Raw genomic sequence first — 16,777 nt, 5'->3', positions numbered from 1 at the left:
CTCCGCCGGACGGAGTGACCGTTGCCGGCCGCGGGCGACATGCTAACCACCCCCGGTCGCCATCCGCCTTCTCGGCGGCGACACCTGATCACGCCCGCTTCTCTGAAGCGACATTTGCGCGTCGATCTTCAAAAGGTCGGCAATGACAGCGCGGATTTGCGGCCAGGGATGTTCGTCGCAGGCAGCATCAGGCTGCCACTTGTCGACGATGGCGTGCAACTTGGCAGTTGCGCCCATGATTGTTTGGGCCGGTGTGTACCACAAAATCTCTGCAACTCTGTTCTCGGCGATAAATGCCTTCCGCTCCCGGTCGAGGGCTCTGCTGTACCCTAGCTTCTCATCGGCAGTCTTCCAGGCATCGGCTGCACTCTGCGGCGAGCCGGCCATTGAGATGAGTTTCGCTTCAAGCTTCTGCTGGCGCCGGCACGATTTACTTGCGTCCAGCCGTGCAGCGCACCATTCGCGCCACGTCATGACCGCCGGATCGTCATCGCAAGCCTCTGCCGGTGCGGTAATCCCGGCAGCAAGGTGCGGATATGTGGGTAAAGACGCCGCCAGCGCCAAATGGAAATCTCTCCGCGTGACCGGAGGCAAAGTTCTGCTATTGTCGGAATCAGCCATGATCCGAGCTCCTTACAGCTTGGTAGTGGTTAGGCTGAAGGCGGTGGTCGAAACACCGCTTTCAGCCGCTTTGGTTGTTTTCATATCATGTTGGCGTATTATCTTCAATGAGAAATAGAAAAAAATGAACGGAATAACGGGAGCTCAAATTCGAGCAGCGAGAGCACTCCTCCGATGGAGCGCAGATGATCTCGCAAAGGCTGCAAGTATTGGAGTTACGACGATACGCCGTTCAGAATCTGAAGACGGGCGGCCGTCCATTACGGCAGCAAATTTAAAACTCATCAGAATAACTCTAGAGGAAGCCGGCATAGAGTTCATCGCTCGCAATGGCGGCGGCGTAGGCGTGCGGTTTAGAAGCGGGAATGACGAGCAAGAAACCACGAAAGGCTGATGTGTTGGGCGATGTCACCTATCAAGCAGAGCTCGCCGAGAATTCCGTCTAGACTGGATTTACAGTCTCAACCGTCCCGAAGAATCGGAAAGGTCAAAGCGGCAACAATGCGTCAGGCTTCACGTCACCGATTGATGCGTAACTGTGGGTCTCTCTGACGCCGGGAAGTGGCAGAATGACCCGCTGCAGGAATTCCTGAAACGTCGCCATGTCCGCTATTCGTGCTTTGACCAGGTAGTCGAAGCCACCAATCACCATATGACATTCAATGATTTCGGGTGCCTTCGCAACAGCCTGTGCAAAGCGGTCGAAGACGTGCGGCGCGGTGTGGTCGAGCCTTACCTCGATAAAGACGAGTGTGCCGCGTCCGATCTTGGAAGGCTCGAGCACGGCACGCACAGCGCGGATAAAGCCTTCACTGAAAAGCCGCTTGATGCGCTGCGATGCGCCGGTGGGCGACAATCCAACGCGTTCGGCGAGGTCAAGAACAGTTCGCCGACCATCTTCTTGCAACAGCCCGAGCAGCATCCGATCGACACGGTCCAAGTCACTCATTTCTAATTCACACTTTCTTGGGTTGCATCGCGTGATAATCACGCAAAGAAGCAGAAACTACCATATTTCTTCGCATCATTTGCCGCAATACGGTTGGAAAGAAGTTAAACCCCAACCAGACGAAGGCAAGCAACATTATGCACAGGACCCAATCTGCCTTAAGCACGCACACCAAGGGTGAGATCAAGATACTCTCGCTGAGCGAAGCGGAGGTCAAAACATGTATCGACCTGCGCAAGCTGCTCGACGCGCTGGCGGATGGGTTCAAAGCGCTCTCCGACGGCCGTGTCGTCAATCCAGCGCGGCCACAACTCGATATTCCGAATGCAGGCTATTCGTTGGCGATGCCGGCCTGGATGAAGGGGATGCATTTGACCGTAAAACTGGTCAATGTGTTCGAAGGCAATATCGCCCGGGGCATCCCCAGTCACCTTGCAACAATACATCTCTTTGATCCAGAAACAGGAATGCCTGTTTGCATTATGGATGGTACCTACATCACCGCCGTACGCACGTCTGGTTCAGCGGTCCTCTCGGTGCGAGAACTCGCCAGACGCAATGCCAAAGTCGTGACGGTCGTGGGCGCGGGCGTTCAAGCCAGCCAGCACCTTCACCTGTTGCCGCTCGTTCGAGATTTCCAGGAAATCCGAGTTTTCTCGAAAGATTATGCTGATGCGCAGGCGCTGGCTTCACGTCATCCAGGTATCACTGCCGTCGAGAACCTCGAGGCGGCGATACGCTCTTCAGACGTTGTGTGCCTCGCGACGCACTCCTACGTTCCCGCGATATCGGCTGAATGGATTCAAGCAGGAACGCACGTGTCCTCGGTTGGTGTCGCCCCTCCCGGCGGCGAACTTCCGATCGATTTGATGGCGCGCGGCACCCTCTTTGTTGAGACACGGGATTCGTTCGCGCCAACACCCGTGGGCTGCTGTGAACTTGCAAATATTGATCCCGCGACAGGCACTGATCTTGGTGCGATGTTGTTGGGGCGGCGCCAGGGTCGGACTTCTGATCAGCAGATCACTATCTATAAGGCCATGGGCGTCGCAATGGAGGATATGGTGGCAGCCGACCTCGCTTACCGCGAGGCCAAACACCTGGGATTGGGCCAAGCTATTTCTCTCTAGACGCTCTGGACGGTTATCTGATCGATAGGACGATTGCTGCGATGGTGACGACGGCGAGGTAGTTTCTCGCCGTCTTGCGAAGCGCGTTGCAACTCTTCTGAGCCGCTTCAGTTTGGAAAAGCATTCGATTAGGTGACGTTGGACATACAGGTCTTAGTCCAGTGGATATTTTGGTGCGGCAGGCAATATTAGAAGCGGCTCACCTTCTGCAGCCACCGGAATACGAGCAGGCGAAAACCGTAAAAGCTGAAAACAGCATTATTTTATTGCTTATCGCTTCACTGTCTCCGATTCATCTTCCCGATAACCGTCTGCAACTCAACGTTTTAACGATATCAATATCTCAATCGTTATGCCGGTATTTGGCCAGCATAAATCCATTTCCGCATGCCAGGCCGCCTTCATGAGAAGATGACCTGGAGTGCGGATCGTGGGAGGATCCACTTTGCGGGTTGATATGCTTCGCCCGCGTAGACCCTCCTCAAAGGGGATGGAAGAGGCTGACTTACAGAAGGTAGTCCAATCGTTCGCCCTCGGTTATTGTACGTTGGTATGGGAATGATGAATTCAATCCGGGACCCGCAGCTAAGAAGGGTATTTTTAGTGAGCCACCGACTCCTGCACTTAGCACTCGGAAGAGAGAAATGATGACAAACAAGGATGACCCGGCACCAGAAATTCTCGAAACAGAAACAGTTTATTCGAACCCATTTCTAACGGTAAAGCGCATCCGCCAGCGCACGCCTCTCGGGAACACCGCAACCTTCTTTATCCGTGAAGAAGCAGCCGTGGCAGTTTGCCTGCCTGTGACATCGGAAGGATGTTTTGTAATGCTGAAGGAGTTTCGCGCGGGCCCAGGAAAATATCTGATGGAAATTCCCCGCGGCTGTGTTGACGAAAATGAAGGTCCGGAAGTCGCCGCCCGCAGAGAGACCATCGAGGAAGTCGGCTACGACGAGACCTCGTCCATTTGGTGACGACTTTCATCTCTGCATATTCGACTGCACGCAAACACATTTATCTCATGCTTGATGCTGTAAAAGTGGCTGAGCCGATGAACGAACCACAAGACCTGGCAAAACCATATCTGCTTTGATAAGGAAGCTTTCCTGTCAGTCGTCAGTGAAGGAAACTTAACAGACCTCGATGGGGCGCTGGCGGCAGTGAGATATCTGCACATATAATCCAATTCATCGATTACTTAAAATCGCGCGTCTTCACCTTGATGGTATCGATGTGGGCATAGGGATCATAAAAATCGCGGGCTTTCATGCCCTTTGGAACCGTCCTTGCATCCGGCGCGGGGCTGCCATGGTGAAACTCATCGCCGCGCCCGTGCGGCAGGGGAAAGGCTGAATCCCGATCGCCAACGCTGGCCAGTTCTGATGACAGGTCAGTCAGTTTATTGGCGACGAGATGAACGACATCGCCCTCGCGCTGGATTTTACCCTTGATTCCCATCATACCGGCCGACAGCACGAGGGATCGGTACTTTTCGAACACCTTCACCCATACGACAAGATTGGCAATGCCGGTTTCGTCTTCAATGGTGATGAACATGACACCTTTTGCCGATCCGGGACGCTGGCGAACCAGAACAAGCCCTGCCGTTTCCACCCATCGGCCGTCGCGCGACTGCATGGCCTCGGCGCAGCTTATAATGCGGCGTTGCTGCAAGTTTTGCCTGAGAAATGACACCGGATGATCACGCAGGGACAATCCCACATGCCGGTAGTCTTCCACCACCTCGCCTCCCGCTTTCATCGGGTGCAGTTGCACCGCAGGTTCGCGCAATTCTGCAACCGTTTGCGCGGCGCGGTGCGAAGCGCTGGCAAAGAGGGGCAGCGGTTCATCGCGCAACGCTTTGATTGCCCAAAGAGCCTCACGTCGTGCCAGGCTAAACGCAGCTTGAAAGGCATCCGCTTCGGCAAGCTTTACGAGTGATGATGGCGATACGCCTGCCCTTCGCCATAGATCATCGACAGAACTAAAGGGTTCATCGTTGCGGGCCATGACGATTTTGGCGGCATCCCTGTTTGCCAGCCCCCTGACCATCCGCATGCCGAGACGGACGGCAAATTTATCGTCGATATCGGTTGGTTCGAGGGTGCAGTCCCAGCGGGAGGCATTGATGCATACGGGCCTGATTTCCACGCCATGATCGCGCGCATCGCGGACAATCTGGGCCGGAGCGTAAAATCCCATGGGCTGTGCGTTCAAAAGCGCGGCGCAAAAGACGTCAGGATGCCAGCATTTCAGCCAGGAAGACGCGTAAGCGATCAAGGCAAATGATGCTGCATGGCTTTCGGGGAACCCATAGGAGCCGAAGCCTTCCAGCTGTTTGAAGGTGCGCTCGGCAAATTCGCGTTCATACCCATTGGCAACCATGCCCTCGATGAGCTTGGTGCCAAATCTGGACACACCGCCCGTGTGCTTGAAGGTGGCCATCGCCCTTCGCAGCTGGTCTGCCTCGCCGGGCGTGAAGCCCGCACACTCGATGGCCACACGCATCGCCTGTTCCTGAAACAACGGCACGCCGAGCGTTTTTCCGAGGACCTTTTCCAGTTCCGGCTTGGGATAAATGACCTCTTCCCTGCCCTCCCGCCGCCGCAGATAGGGATGCACCATATCTCCCTGAATGGGACCTGGGCGGACAATGGCCACCTGAATGACCAGATCGTAAAAGGTACGGGGGCGGATCCGTGGCAGCATCGACATCTGCGCACGGCTTTCAATCTGGAACGTTCCGAGCGTGTCTGCCTTCCGGATCATGGCATAGGTGCGTGAATCTTCGGCCGGGATGGTTGCCAAATCCATGTTGATGCCCTTGTGCTCGGAAAGAAGATCAAAGCCGCGTTTCATGCAGGACAGCATGCCGAGGGCCAGGCAGTCCACCTTCATGAATTTGAGAATGTCGATATCATCCTTGTCCCACTCGATGACCTGGCGGTCCGCCATGGCCGCCGGCTCGATCGGAACCAGCTCATCAAGCCTGTCATGGGTGAGAACAAATCCGCCAGGATGTTGCGACAGGTGCCGGGGTGCTCCGGTCAATTGTTGCGCCAGATCAAGCGCAAGCCGCAATCGGCGATCAGTCATGTTCAGATTGAGACCCTCGGCATGCTTTGTCTCGATATCTTCTCCCCAGCCCCAAACCTGTGAGGACAACATTTTGGTGACGTCTTCCGGCAATCCGAGCGCCTTGCCGACATCACGCAATGCCCCCTTGGATCGATAGCGGATGACCGTCGAACAAAGCGCGGCATGATTGCGCCCATAGGTGTCGAACACCCACTGCATGACGATCTCTCGGCGTTCATGTTCAAAGTCGACATCGATATCGGGAGGTTCACGCCGTTCTTCGGAGACAAAGCGCTCAAACAGGAGATCATTGCGCTCCGGATCAATCGCCGTGATCCCAAGCACATAGCAGACGGCGCTGTTGGCCGCCGATCCCCTGCCCTGGCAAAGAATGTCGCGCGAGCGGGCAAAGCGGACAATGGAATTGACGGTGAGAAAGTAGGGTGCGTATCCGAGGCTCTCGATCAGTTTCAATTCATGTTTCAATGATGCCACCACTTTATCGGGCAGCCCTTCAGGGAAACGGACGGCCGCGCCTTCCCAGGTCATCTTCTCCAATGCCTGTTGGGATGTCAGTCCCGGATGCGTTCGCTCCTGCGGATATTGATAGGCAAGTTCGTCAAGGGAAAACCGGCAGCGGCCGGCAATCTCGAGCGTCCTGGCCAGTGCCTCCGGATAGCGGCTGAACAGGCGCGCCATTTCTTCCGGCGGCTTCAGGTAGCGATCGGCATGGCGCTCCCGCCTGAAGCCCGCATCATCGATGCTGACATTGTGACGGATGCAGGTGACGACATCCTGTAGGATGCGGCGTTCGGGACTATGGAAGAGCACATCATTGGTCACGACGGTCGGCACGCCAGCCTGTGCGGCGAGATTGGACAGATCATGCAACCGCAGCTGATCGTTGGGCCGCCGCCTCAAGGTCAACGCCGCGTAGGCCCTGTCAAAAAAAGCGTCCTTGAGCTTGCGCAGCTGGACGGCGCAAAGGTCATCAGCCCGGTCCGGCAACAGGACGGCAATCATGCCCTCGCAATATGCGACGACATCGGACCAATCGAGAATGCACCTCGCCTTGCCGCCGCGCTTTTTTCCAAGCGACAGCAGGCGGCAAAGACGCGAATAGGCCGGGCGATCCGTCGGGTAGACCAGAACCGACATGCCATCGCAAAGATCAAGCCGGCACCCGACGATCAGTTTGACACCCGTGTCCCTGGCGGCCTGATGGGCTCTGACAATCCCGGCAACACTGTTGCGATCGGCTATGGCAAGTGCCTCGATCCCCAGGGCTGCGGCCTGGGTGAAGAGTTCCTCGCAGGAACTGGCTCCGCGCAAAAAGGAAAAATGCGAGGTGACCTGCAGTTCCACGTAGCGATTATTGTTCATCCGAATAGTCCATGCATGAACCAATGGTGTGATCCGGTGTCAGCGTCCTCGCCGTCTCCTGCCCGGTAGACCCAGAACCGTTCTCCCGCCTCGTCTTCGACAATGAAATAATCTCTGACAGCAGACATCTCGGCATCACGGTGCCACCATTCACCAAATACGCGTTCAGGACCGTCGGCCCGCTTGATGCGGTGCCGAATGCCCCGCCAGGTGAAGGATGCGGGGGGATGGTCCGGCAGCAATGCCACGGTCTCGATCCGTTCGGGAAATTTCAGCAGACGCGTCGGCCGCGGCCAATCAAATGGCCAGGTTTCTGCAATATCGGGTGAAAGTGCCGGAACCCGTTTGACCGATCGCTCGGGAACATCGCTGGCCACCGATGCAACGCGGTAAATCCGGGTTTCCCCGACACGGTTCGTCAATGTATCAATCAGTGCCGAGACATCCGCCTCCGGTTCTTCGATCAATGATGAAATTGTCTGCTTCATGCCAAGAGGCTCGGCAATTGTTGCAACAAGGGTCATGAGTTCGATCCCGAAGCCCGGATCAATCGTGCCGATCTTGTCGCAAAGAAGCCGTGTCAGCCGCCTCACATCGCGCACGGCAAGTGCGGTGCCGACCCGGACAGCTTCAATGCGGTTGTCGACCCTGTGCAACAACAGATCCAGCCGTCTGACTCCAAGACCTTTTGTTTCCAGCAAGGCACATAATTGTTCAACCAGTTTACCAATGTAGCGGGCGATGGTTTCGCTAGCGCCGATGGGCTCGGCAAAGGCACGGCGCACCTCGATCAGGTCAGACGTGCGGACGGGGTCAATCGGTTCGGCAATCCGTCCATAAGCCTGATCAAGGCGTCGTCCGAGCTCGGGCCCAAAGCGCAAGGTCAGAGGTGCGCGCGGCGTCATATCAAGCTGTCCTATTGTGGTGAAGCCGAGGATGCGCAGGCTCTCGGCAGTATCGGCAGATAGTCGCAGTGCAGTGATTGGCAATTGTTCAAGAGCCGCGGCGCTGGAGCCCGATGGCACTATCGATATGGGTGCGGCACTCGTTCGCGCCAGCGCGTGGGCCGCACCCCATGTATCGGCGATGGCCGCGCAGGCATAAATGCCCGAGGCCCCGAACCGCTGCACGATTTGACTGAGCATAGCTTCTTCCCCGCCAAGCAGATGATCGGCACCTGTCGTATCAAGAACAATGCCATCTGGATGATCGGCAGCAACGATGGGCGCATAGCGCTGCATGGCCCATAACGCCAACCGTTCCAGCGCTTCGGCATCGGCTTTGAGATCCGCGTCCATGGTCACCAGCCCGCTGACCAAGGCTTGCGCCTTGGTCGCCGCCATGCCGACGCGCAATCCGGTGCCTAGCGCTGCCCCGTTGACGGCACTCACCACACGGCGGCGGGCATCACGGCCAATAAGGACGAGCGGAACCTCAGGCGGAGGCGCGGCGTCGCCCAATTTCCTTCTGAGGCGATCCGTAGACCACGTCGGAAGGAAGAGCGAGACGACCCTTGTCATCGCAGGCCTCCACTTCAAAATCGGCAGATTCTCCGGCACGGCAACGGATCAGTTCCAGCTGCCAGCGTGCACGGCCGACGCCGGGCACCGGCAAAGGCGATGAGGCAAGCGCGGTTACCCGCCATCTGGTGACGGATGCTGTCGGCTGGCCGAAATCAGCGGCTTCTGCCTGTCGCCGCCAACGCCGCACTGCAATACCGATCGTGCCGGATCCCTCTGCTGCGAGCTGCAAGCGCCGCGATGAGGTCATTGATAGCCGCGCCACCTCGGCCACGACAGCGCCGAGACCACCATGGCGAAGACCTTCTTCAAAACAGGAAAGCACGGCCTTTTCGTCGCCCGCCTCCACATAGATCACGCGGTTGCTTCCAAGCCCCACTTGAGCAATCGCCGGAGCAAACAAATCCTGCCGGGTAATGCACCAAAGCACCTTGCCTTTGGTTCTGGCGGCAATGCCTGCTGCAAACAGGGCTGCAGCCGCACCATGGACCGCGCCATTGCCGCCGCCGGCCACTTCATGCAGGCTGCCAAGTGCAAGCCCTCCACCTGGCAAAACGCGGTCTATCGATTTGACGCCAAAGGGAAGAACCTCCGCTGCACGCGCCCTTCCTCCATGCAGCCGTTCAATACGGTCACGAAGTTGGGCAAGGACAGGTGTGGTTAGAGCGTCTTTCATTCACGATCCTTTTGGCGCTGTAATGCGCACACGGATTTTATTGTTCCCTTTTTGTTCTTACTTTCGTAGTGTGGAGTCAACTGAATTTGCGAGGTTTATGCCAGCCTGCAGGATAAGCCACGGATTCAAAACAGGTTTAAATTTTTAAGTAAATGGCGGCGCTGTCGCTGCAATTGAACGATTTGATATAGGAAATCGTAAAGCTGCCCAACTTGCGGGAAGGCGATGGACCGACTGCCTGGAAGAAAAAGGTGGCGGGAAGGACCTCCCTATAGAATATTGGTCACGGGGCCAGTCACAAGGCATGCGCGACCGGCAAAGGCAGCTCAGGGGGATGATTGATGTGCAACCTCTACAGGCACAAAAGCAGCTACCAGGAAGTCGCCGACCTGTTCAAGACGCGCAGCAATCTGACGAATATGACCGAGTTCGATCTGGAAATTTTTCCGGACTATCCCGCTCCTATCGTCAGGAACGATGCCCACGGGGAACGGGAACTAGCCATGTTGCGCTGGGGAATGCCTTCGCCCGACAAGGCTGTCACCAGCACAGGCGTGAACTACAGCACCACAAACATTCGCAACCTCCATTTTTACCACTGGAAAAAATGGCTTGGGAAAGAGTTTCGATGCCTTGTGCCGGCGGCCAGTTTTTCAGAGTACGGACCGAAGCCAGATCCAGTCACCAAGCGCAAACCCCTGCATTGGTTTGCTTTGAACGAAGATCAGCCATGTTTTGCTTTGCCGGTCTCTGGACGCCTTGGCGCGGTATCAGGAAAGCCAAAGAGGGGCAGATTGATGTTGAGGTGTTCGGGTTTTTAACGACCAATGCCAATGCTGTTGTCAAACCGATTCACGAGAAGGCGATGCCGGTCATCCTTCGCACAAGAGAAGAATTCGACATCTGGCTCAACGGGTCACCCCGCGAAGCACTGCAACTGCAGCGCCCTCTGCCTGACAGCGATTTGATTGTTCTAGCGCCGCCAAAGAAGATCGAAGAAGAGCCGCTTTTGCTCTGAGAGATTTCTAGATGACCGGATATTTCGAACGTGACGCAAAACGTAAACTCCAGATCGGCTTCATCGTCGAGTTGGTACTTTTGCTCGTTCTTATCGCTGTTCGCGCTGCACTATCAATCGGTGATCCGCTACCCGCAACGCTCAAGGGATGGCTGATCGAGTATACAAGCCCATCTTTTGTTCTGAATCTAATTCTCATATTCCTCGCCACAGCGACCTTCTTTTTGCTGTATGTCAACAGGAACTATGACAAGCTAGTCAGGAGCGTCGAGTCACATAAGCATTGTGTTCCGCCCGGGTTGCTTCCCAATCAGTCGGCAGGATCAATTGCCAGTACTCAGGTGCATGGAACGATTGGCGGGATTCAAATAGCATCAATCGTCGTCACCTTCATATTTGCAGACATTGTCATTTCGCACATTCTGCGATGACCTGAGCAAAAGGAGAAGTACCATGCCTTGGAAAGTCAGATTTCGCGGGAAAACCTACAGCATCGAGAGCTATTTCGATGAAGATTACATGGGAGAAGTCGAAGCGAATATGACTGACGTTGAGGAACTGCCCGGTTCGTTCAATGTCGAATCTCACGGCGAGGAAATTGTAGAGAATATCACCATCGCCGAGTCTGCCGATTCGACCGAGTTTCCTTTTGAGGCTGTCCGGGCCAATCATCCCGAACTTGGCGAGATTTACATTTTCACGGGTGTGCCAGACGAAACCGAGGGTGAGCTGCACGTTCTCTATACCAATGCGGCTGCAAACGATCCCGTTTACAACGAGACAGCATTTGAGGGCGATGGCACATGATCATCATCGCTCCAAGGTTGGAAGGTCGATATCCGGAACGAGAAATCGACTCTCAGATGGCTATCGAGGATGCGCTGTTGAAGATATTGGGAGATGCGAACACCTTGGGCTGGACGAAGGCCGAGGTTTTAACCGCTATGATTGCCGTGGCTGACAATACTGCGCTCGCCCTTGATTCAACAGTGGCCGAGTCTGTGAGAATACATATGTCGAAATTAATGAAGAAACCCGATGTCTGAAAAGCAAAACGAAGAGATTGAGGCGGTGTGGGCTGATAAATCTCAAGAGTCCAAGGTGGTTTGGCCGAACGGCTACTATCAACTTGGGTTTATTTGCGTCGCAATGGTCCTGTTGGTCATGGTCATACTTGCCCTGGAATATGACCCTATCTTATCGAAAAAGTTCTGATGTCTGAAATACCGCCCTCGCCTAAGCCAGAATACCTTGCACCGGACCATTCGTGCATTGGAGCAATCGGATTGATTCAACGATAACTTCAATCTAATCTCGATCGAGGGGCATATGATGGGGCAACGGAATGAACTATCCCTTCGTGGCGGATATCAAATATCGGGATAGAACAATCCCGTTCTCCATCGCCGATGCAGTGGGGTACGAATGGTATATTACCGTTGACGATAACCATAATTTACTACGTGAAAAATGCTTGCACTTCGTCAAGCCCGGATCTCACGTCGTTGATTGCGGCGCGCATCACGGCCTCATGACCGTGCTGTTTGCGCAAAAGACTGGACCGAAAGGGAAAGTGACGGCCTTTGATGCACTGGAGAGTAACGCCCAAGTCGTTCGAGAGAATGCAGTCTTAAATAGAATGCCGAACATAACGGCCCACGGCAAGGCAATAGGCGACAAAACCGGCACCCATAAAGTATTAGCCGACACCAGCAATGTGATACTGAACGACGAGATGATCCACGCCCCAGACGGCGACTTCACGGTAGAGGTTATTGCTCTAGACGATGCGTTGTTAGGGGATGTTGATTTTCTCAAGATCGATGTAGAAGGCCATGAAGTCGCGGCGCTGCATGGCGCGCGTCGACTGCTCAGACAGTTGCCTGTGCTGGATATCGAGATCCATAATTTTCTTTTTCCGAGCGCCAAAGACCATTGCTTTGCGCTGCTAGACGCTTTGCCGGTTGATGGATACTTATTCTCAATTGATGAAAGCGCCCATTGGTGTGAGGCACATGAAATCAATATGTACTATCTCTGTTCGCTGCCTAACCCGCATCTGATGGCGAAGCCTAAGGCGCGCACCCGGTTGGAAAAATTTCTGCGACGTAAGTTTGATATCGTCTTGCCGCACTGGCTTCGTGAGGTGTTGAACAGGCGGGGCAGGATTGATTCGAAAGAGGTTAGGGACAGCGGTAAGGGATAAACCTCGATTCCATGGTCCACAAGACAGACCGCAATTGTACACTTTCTTATTATATCCCCCGATGGTTTACTTGACCATAACCACTTTACGTCCTGGCAATAGCGGGAACTGATTCGCTGCAAGAGTCGTTCACCGACTCTTGGAAGATAAACTCTTCAAAGAAGTCACCGTACCTCCCGTTTTGCAGGAGCATTAAACATTGGTGCTGGAATGATCCAGGGGCCATAAACCTCGCTAGCGGGAAGCCGTGAAGCTCTTCCCAATCTCTCCATTGCTCTTCAAGTTCTCCAAATGGAAAAAACGCTGGACCAAAAATTTCGCGAGGAAGTTCAGGAGGGAAATCCAGCGGCGTGGACTGACTTCCTATATGAACGACACAAAATGGATGGAATTACAGACAGCGATTGAGAATGAACTGCCCATTTTGTCCGCCCTACGTTCGCAAGGATTTAGCTGGCCCGGAACCAAGCCTTGAGTTTCGCGAGGATGTAGGTTCCTGGGGGGACTGGTCGGTAGAAACTCTCTATCCGCTGTATTCCATTGAATGGCTGAAAATTCGCCCACGCTATTTGAAACACAGGGGACAACTGATCTCGCCTGATGTTGTTTCCTGCGAAGCAGAATTACTTGCAATTCTCAAGCGCTACCAAATTCCGTTTGTAAGCAAGGACGGGTACTTTATGATTTACGGTTACGCTTCTGATGGGAGTTGGCAATCGTTCCCACCAATGTGTTTCGATCATAAAAAATCTGTATAGACCAGCTTGACTTATCGAAGCCGGTTTTTACCCCGTCTTTGACCATTTCGTAGGCTGTTCGATAGCCTTCTTCAATGGCTGCAAGATCGTTTTTGAGTTCGATGTCGCGAACAGTGTCCCGGCTTGTTCCTTCAAAAAACTCGTAGCGATACAGCATCAACGTACTCCCTGCGGTACGGCTGGGGGCGCGCGCCTTGCGCCGCCCAGCCGTATCGCATTATGCCGCCAAGGCTGATTGATTGAGGGAACGTTCAGCCAGCGCCGATAGTGCCTCGTCGGTTGCTTCTTCTTCACCAAGCGTAGCGACTAACAACTTATGGGCATCGGTATAGCCAAGTTCCTTCGCCCAGCGAGCAAGAGTGCCATATCGGGCAATTTCATAATGCTCGACAGCTTGTGCCGCTGATGCAAGTCCGGCATCGAGTGCTGGCTGGCCTTTGAAATCTTCGAGAATTTCCTCGCCCTCGGCGATAATCCCTTCGATAGCTTCGCAGGTCTTGCCGCGAGCAGGCTTACCTATGGCTTCGAAAACGCCTTGCAAGCGTTCTACATGAACTTCCGTTTCATCGCGGTGCTTCTCAAATGCTGCTTTCAATTCTGGCGTGGTCGCGCCTTTAGCCATTTTGGGCAGCGCCTTTAGAATTTTTCGCTCCGCATAATATATGTCTTTGAGTGTTTCATGAAAAAGTGTTTCCAGAGTTTTTGCTTGTGGCATGTTCACGTCTCCCTTGCTGGTTTGGTTGAGACATGAGCAACGGGATTTCATGCGTTGAGTTCCGTTTTTATCTTTAAAATTGCCAAGCTCTTAATTGAGGTCAAAACTTCTTTTAAGAACCGACTGAGCTAGGTCGTCTCGCACTTTAAAAATTTGGGAACCCAGAGCGATCGCCAAAGTTATTACTCCTCGTCACAAGGGAGACTAAAATGTTCCGACCTGTCAAAATTCAATCTGAATTCGGCCCCCGAACCTTCAGAACGCTCGAAGAAGCCACCGAGTATCTGCTCATGAATTGGCCCGCCTATCAAAGCTCGACCTTAGATCATGCGAGGCAAATTTGTTTGGACGCAATTAACAATAAAGCCTCTAAGCACAAAGCCCGGGCTGCTTTTGTAGCGGCCGCAAAAGAAGCTGGAATACACATTGGAAGAACAAAAATTAAAAAGGTGCTCGACACTGCCGCCGAGCTGATTACTTTGCCGCTGGCTGATGGGCAGGCCTCTCCGCTAGACGAAATAATTCCTGATCCGAAAGTCCTTATGAACTTGACGATCAAATAGAGCGGATTTTTTGCAACAGCCTGCAAAACAACATTTTCCCGGCAGATCCGCACAAGCGTTTAGCATCACCTCGAATCCACCTTGTCGGAAACGTCAGCCGTGGTTGCTTGACGATACCATGGGATTTGTCTGACGTGCGCCGTCCGGCGTGACGGGCCGATAGCCGCCCGCGGTTGCGCATCATTTGCTCACGAAATACTCCGCAGCAGAAGCTGACCATCGCAGGCTGATGATCAGTACGGCGCAACTTACGCCAGCCAAAAAGTGTCGGCGTCTGACCGGTCTGGCCGTATCCATCTTTCATTCATGTGGTTCCCCAATTCCCCGGTAGCAAAGACGCTATTTATCCATCAATGAGGGGATTCGGGTACAGACAAGTGCAAGCAATTTATAAAGTAAATAATTTGGTCGAATTTGCAGTTATTAGTTGCTCAGCCGCAGCAAGTAATCGCCGGTCTCGAAATATGGTTGCATCGGCTGTTCATAAAAGACACAAGGCGTGGGGCAGCACTGGCTGCTCAGGTCGGTGCGGCATTGTCTGGTGCTGTGGGGAGCATAAGAGCGATGGCAAGTCATAAGCTCGCGCCTCGTTCGTCTCCGAGAGGTCAACACCCCTACTTCTCGGCTTCATGTAAGCGTTTTAATAGATCGGCAAACTTTCCATCCAACATAATAGGAGCTTGTGCGGATTGCATTGCCCGGCCAAAAGTCGACTTTTGCATTTGCAAGCGCAGAGTGTCCGCATTGGTTCCATTCTTTTTTGCCTCGTCACCATCCACAACACTGCCCCTCGGTTCGTCATAGAACATGCCGCATCAGAATTAGTTCCCTGCGGGATAAAGCATGGACTAATTTGCGGTGAGATATATACTGGCAGCGGCACCAACACTGAGCATTGAACTGGCGGTTGATGCTTGAGAGACGAAGTGTGCTCTTCGCCTAGTGGGAGGAGCACGATTATGCCTTTTCGTAGACATGTCTACCCCAACAAATATTCATCCCTCGACTGGGATATAATGGCGAATGCCTATGAACTGGCATTTCAGCAAATAGGAAGTCGTCCCCACGTCCAACGTGATCGTCTTGCGCGAAGCATCATGACGTTTTTCGATACAGGTGTTCGCCGTGCGAGCATCCTGAGTTCAATGGCAATAAGCCGAGAAATGAGCTTGGTTGACATGGCTCGAACGCGTGGAGCACTTGCTGACGATGATGTCTATGCGAGCGACGAAGCGATCAGCCACGACGGGATATCGCAGGAATGGACAGACTCAACCACAAACTGAACTGCAGGAATTGCGGAACGATTTATCTGGAAATCCCAGAAAACGTTATGAGCCACACGCCAATATATTGCAGCGAGTGTGGATTGCTGCTCGGGCGATGGGACGAACTTGAGAGGGACTTTAATGCTCAAGGTGGTCAGGATGGCGTGTTTAAATTGAGCGATGGCCAGATTGAGCGCTTAGATTAGGAACTGAGCGACAGCAAGAGTCGTTTAAGCGCCTCATGGAAGATATTCCGTTCAAAGAAGTAACCGTAGTGACCCCGCCAGCTCGGCAAGATGAAGGTAATAACCTCCATAATGCAGGCGGCAGAATTCATTGTGAATGAGTGGCCGGGTACGGATACCGAAAGGCTTGATATCGTCAAGCATGCCTTGCTGGAATGTTATGACGGCAATCTGTCACCTGGCGTCGCCCGAATGGCTTTCATTGAAGCCACCAAGGAAGCTGACATTTACGTCGAAGCAGTTGGCCGACCGCCATCAACCGGCAAACAGGAAAAGTGGCGCAAGGAAAGATGCCGCGGCGAGCCTAAGGAGCACCCCGTGAATTCGGAACTTTTTGGTAGACACTGCATTTTTATGCGGTTGCCGAAGGAACCACCCGACCGGCAACTGGCTTGGCGCTTCCCCGTTGAAAACTAACCAAAGCGCCAAGCCTCCCACACCCACCAACGGCGCGAATTGACAAGTTCTATCTGCTAATAGACACTTAAGGTGTCGCCAGCCAAACGATGGTCACTGGTGCTTGAGAGACCTACGTGCTCCCGCCAAGTCGGGGAGCATGCCAATGACGAAGCTTACTTACAGAGATTATAAATCTGATGAAATTATCATCGCTCGCGCTCTGGAACGAACGTGTGCAATCCTTG

The 16,777-nt window shown here is 53.8% G+C and carries 21 protein-coding genes and 2 pseudogenes; 14 read left to right on the top strand and 9 right to left on the bottom strand.

Annotation, left to right across the window (positions count from 1 at the left end; all coding sequences use genetic code 11):
* Positions 1-42 precede the first annotated feature (42 nt).
* Complete coding sequence (locus tag QFZ34_RS05800) at positions 43-621, bottom strand: hypothetical protein (RefSeq protein WP_307278067.1); 579 nt, start codon at positions 619-621, stop codon at positions 43-45.
* A gap of 124 nt (positions 622-745) precedes the next feature.
* Between QFZ34_RS05800 and QFZ34_RS05795 the strand changes: the two genes are divergently transcribed.
* The gene (locus QFZ34_RS05795; RefSeq protein ID WP_307278064.1) at positions 746-1,015 is read left to right on the top strand and encodes a helix-turn-helix domain-containing protein; all 270 of its coding nucleotides are present in this window, start codon (positions 746-748) and stop codon (positions 1,013-1,015) included.
* A gap of 93 nt (positions 1,016-1,108) precedes the next feature.
* Here the strand turns inward: QFZ34_RS05795 and QFZ34_RS05790 are convergent, their stop codons facing one another.
* Positions 1,109-1,570, bottom strand: a complete 462-nt coding sequence (locus tag QFZ34_RS05790) for an Lrp/AsnC family transcriptional regulator (protein ID WP_307278060.1) — start codon at positions 1,568-1,570, stop codon at positions 1,109-1,111.
* 137 nt (positions 1,571-1,707) lie between these two features.
* Here QFZ34_RS05790 and QFZ34_RS05785 point away from each other — a divergent pair, with 137 nt between their 5' ends.
* On the top strand, positions 1,708-2,700 hold the full coding sequence (locus QFZ34_RS05785; protein WP_307278056.1) for an ornithine cyclodeaminase family protein: 993 nt from the start codon (positions 1,708-1,710) through the stop codon (positions 2,698-2,700).
* Between the two features lie 13 nt (positions 2,701-2,713).
* Here QFZ34_RS05785 and QFZ34_RS05780 read toward each other — a convergent pair.
* Positions 2,714-2,880: pseudogene (locus tag QFZ34_RS05780) on the bottom strand (IS5/IS1182 family transposase); the annotation flags it as partial.
* 464 nt (positions 2,881-3,344) lie between these two features.
* Here QFZ34_RS05780 and QFZ34_RS05775 point away from each other — a divergent pair.
* The gene (locus tag QFZ34_RS05775) at positions 3,345-3,677 is read left to right on the top strand and encodes an NUDIX hydrolase (RefSeq protein ID WP_307278053.1); all 333 of its coding nucleotides are present in this window, start codon (positions 3,345-3,347) and stop codon (positions 3,675-3,677) included.
* 220 nt (positions 3,678-3,897) lie between these two features.
* On the opposite strand, the gene QFZ34_RS05770 is transcribed toward QFZ34_RS05775, so the two are convergent.
* Genes QFZ34_RS05770 through QFZ34_RS05760 form a run of 3 tightly spaced genes read right to left on the bottom strand, consistent with a single transcriptional unit; the run spans position 3,898 to position 9,360 of the window.
* On the bottom strand, positions 3,898-7,164 hold the full coding sequence (locus tag QFZ34_RS05770) for an error-prone DNA polymerase (protein ID WP_307278050.1): 3,267 nt from the start codon (positions 7,162-7,164) through the stop codon (positions 3,898-3,900).
* Complete coding sequence (locus QFZ34_RS05765) at positions 7,161-8,684, bottom strand: DUF6504 family protein (RefSeq protein ID WP_307278047.1); 1,524 nt, start codon at positions 8,682-8,684, stop codon at positions 7,161-7,163. The genes QFZ34_RS05770 and QFZ34_RS05765 overlap by 4 nt, the downstream gene beginning before the upstream one ends.
* Positions 8,599-9,360 carry an ImuA family protein gene (locus tag QFZ34_RS05760; protein WP_307278044.1) on the bottom strand — a complete coding sequence of 254 codons (762 nt, stop codon included), beginning with the start codon at positions 9,358-9,360 and terminating at the stop codon, positions 8,599-8,601. Before QFZ34_RS05760 ends, QFZ34_RS05765 begins: the two co-directional genes overlap by 86 nt.
* A 341-nt stretch (positions 9,361-9,701) precedes the next feature.
* Here QFZ34_RS05760 and QFZ34_RS05755 point away from each other — a divergent pair.
* From QFZ34_RS05755 to QFZ34_RS23320, 8 genes and pseudogenes are all read left to right on the top strand, one after another.
* Positions 9,702-10,378, top strand: a pseudogene (locus QFZ34_RS05755) (SOS response-associated peptidase).
* 11 nt (positions 10,379-10,389) lie between these two features.
* Positions 10,390-10,809: a hypothetical protein gene (locus QFZ34_RS05745; RefSeq protein ID WP_307278034.1), complete on the top strand. Its 420-nt coding sequence runs from the start codon at positions 10,390-10,392 to the stop codon at positions 10,807-10,809.
* A 22-nt stretch (positions 10,810-10,831) separates the two neighbouring features.
* On the top strand, positions 10,832-11,185 hold the full coding sequence (locus QFZ34_RS05740) for a hypothetical protein (protein WP_307278031.1): 354 nt from the start codon (positions 10,832-10,834) through the stop codon (positions 11,183-11,185).
* Positions 11,182-11,424, top strand: a complete 243-nt coding sequence (locus tag QFZ34_RS05735; protein ID WP_307278028.1) for a hypothetical protein — start codon at positions 11,182-11,184, stop codon at positions 11,422-11,424. The genes QFZ34_RS05740 and QFZ34_RS05735 overlap by 4 nt, the downstream gene beginning before the upstream one ends.
* Complete coding sequence (locus QFZ34_RS05730; RefSeq protein WP_307278025.1) at positions 11,417-11,593, top strand: hypothetical protein; 177 nt, start codon at positions 11,417-11,419, stop codon at positions 11,591-11,593. The genes QFZ34_RS05735 and QFZ34_RS05730 overlap by 8 nt, the downstream gene beginning before the upstream one ends.
* 130 nt (positions 11,594-11,723) lie before the next feature.
* Positions 11,724-12,584, top strand: coding sequence for an FkbM family methyltransferase (locus QFZ34_RS05725; protein WP_307278022.1), 861 nt, complete (start codon positions 11,724-11,726; stop codon positions 12,582-12,584).
* A 247-nt stretch (positions 12,585-12,831) separates the two neighbouring features.
* Complete coding sequence (locus QFZ34_RS23325) at positions 12,832-13,059, top strand: DUF6678 family protein (protein ID WP_370878695.1); 228 nt, start codon at positions 12,832-12,834, stop codon at positions 13,057-13,059.
* Positions 12,995-13,342, top strand: a complete 348-nt coding sequence (locus QFZ34_RS23320; protein ID WP_370878694.1) for a DUF6678 family protein — start codon at positions 12,995-12,997, stop codon at positions 13,340-13,342. The genes QFZ34_RS23325 and QFZ34_RS23320 overlap by 65 nt, the downstream gene beginning before the upstream one ends.
* Here QFZ34_RS23320 and QFZ34_RS05720 read toward each other — a convergent pair.
* Together QFZ34_RS05720 and QFZ34_RS05715 are read right to left on the bottom strand one after the other, a co-directional pair.
* Positions 13,263-13,499, bottom strand: a complete 237-nt coding sequence (locus tag QFZ34_RS05720; RefSeq protein ID WP_307278019.1) for a DUF6894 family protein — start codon at positions 13,497-13,499, stop codon at positions 13,263-13,265. The genes QFZ34_RS23320 and QFZ34_RS05720 overlap by 80 nt on opposite strands.
* Positions 13,500-13,559: 60 nt before the next feature.
* Positions 13,560-14,057, bottom strand: coding sequence for a YciE/YciF ferroxidase family protein (locus QFZ34_RS05715; RefSeq protein ID WP_307278017.1), 498 nt, complete (start codon positions 14,055-14,057; stop codon positions 13,560-13,562).
* Positions 14,058-14,266: 209 nt separating this feature from the next.
* Here QFZ34_RS05715 and QFZ34_RS05710 point away from each other — a divergent pair, with 209 nt between their 5' ends.
* Entirely contained in the window at positions 14,267-14,620 is a 354-nt protein-coding gene (locus QFZ34_RS05710) for a DUF982 domain-containing protein (protein WP_307278014.1), read from the top strand.
* Between the two features lie 614 nt (positions 14,621-15,234).
* On the opposite strand, the gene QFZ34_RS05705 is transcribed toward QFZ34_RS05710, so the two are convergent.
* A complete protein-coding gene (locus QFZ34_RS05705; protein WP_307278011.1) occupies positions 15,235-15,429 on the bottom strand; it encodes a hypothetical protein in 195 nt (64 codons plus the stop codon).
* Positions 15,430-15,579: 150 nt separating this feature from the next.
* Between QFZ34_RS05705 and QFZ34_RS05700 the strand changes: the two genes are divergently transcribed.
* Positions 15,580-15,906 carry a hypothetical protein gene (locus QFZ34_RS05700; protein ID WP_307278008.1) on the top strand — a complete coding sequence of 109 codons (327 nt, stop codon included), beginning with the start codon at positions 15,580-15,582 and terminating at the stop codon, positions 15,904-15,906.
* A 278-nt stretch (positions 15,907-16,184) separates the two neighbouring features.
* Entirely contained in the window at positions 16,185-16,550 is a 366-nt protein-coding gene (locus QFZ34_RS05695) for a DUF982 domain-containing protein (RefSeq protein ID WP_307278005.1), read from the top strand.
* Positions 16,551-16,777: the final 227 nt, after the last annotated feature.

Origin of the sequence: Phyllobacterium ifriqiyense, assembly GCF_030817885.1 — a bacterium.
In the GTDB taxonomy this organism is placed as follows: Bacteria; Pseudomonadota; Alphaproteobacteria; order Rhizobiales; family Rhizobiaceae; genus Phyllobacterium; species Phyllobacterium ifriqiyense.
The sequence above is the reverse complement of the archived record's forward strand: the minus strand, read 5'-3'. Positions and strand labels throughout refer to the sequence as shown.